We start from the raw sequence: 617 nt of genomic DNA, 5'->3' as shown, positions 1-617 counted from the left end.
TTCTATCACCAGTTGCCGGGCTGGGTCGATATCGAAACCCGCACCCACGCCGAAGCCGACCTGGCCCGCCTGGCCACCCAATACCGCCCCGACGTCCTCGTCGGGTTCGCCGCGCACCTGGCCGACCTGCTCAACCCCGACGGGTCGTATCGCGAGGAGGACCGGGCGCGCCGGCGCGGACTGACCCTGGGCCACCAACAACCCGACGGCATGTCCGCACTGCACGGCTGGCTCACCCCCGAGGCCCGCGCCACCCTGGAAGCCGTGCTGGCCAAACTCGCCGCCCCCGGCATGTGCAACCCCGACGACCACACCCCCTGCGTGGACGGCACACCCAGCCAACAGGCCATCGACCACGACCCCCGCAGCGCCGCCCAACGCCAGCACGACGGCCTCACCGCCGCCCTGCGCGCGGTCCTGGCCTCCGGGCAGTTAGGCCAACACAACGGGCTACCCGCCACCATCATCGTGTCCACCACCCTGGCCGAACTCGAAGCCGCCGCCGGTCACGGCCTCACCGGCGGGGGCACCCGGCTCCCGCTCTCCGATGTGATCCGCCTGGCCCGCCACGCCCACCACTACCTGGCGGTCTTCGATGAGGGCAAACCTGTCAGCCT

At 71.6% G+C, this 617-nt stretch carries 1 protein-coding gene; it reads left to right on the top strand.

The window, feature by feature from the left end; genetic code table 11:
* The coding region (locus AAHS21_RS31995) for a 13E12 repeat family protein (RefSeq protein ID WP_342931265.1) at positions 1-617 on the top strand (617 nt) is incomplete at both ends.

It is taken from the genome of Mycobacterium sp. 050272 (assembly GCF_039023525.1).
Classification (GTDB): domain Bacteria; phylum Actinomycetota; class Actinomycetes; order Mycobacteriales; family Mycobacteriaceae; genus Mycobacterium.
Note: the sequence above shows the minus strand (reverse complement) of the source record. Positions and strands in the feature narration are given on the sequence as shown.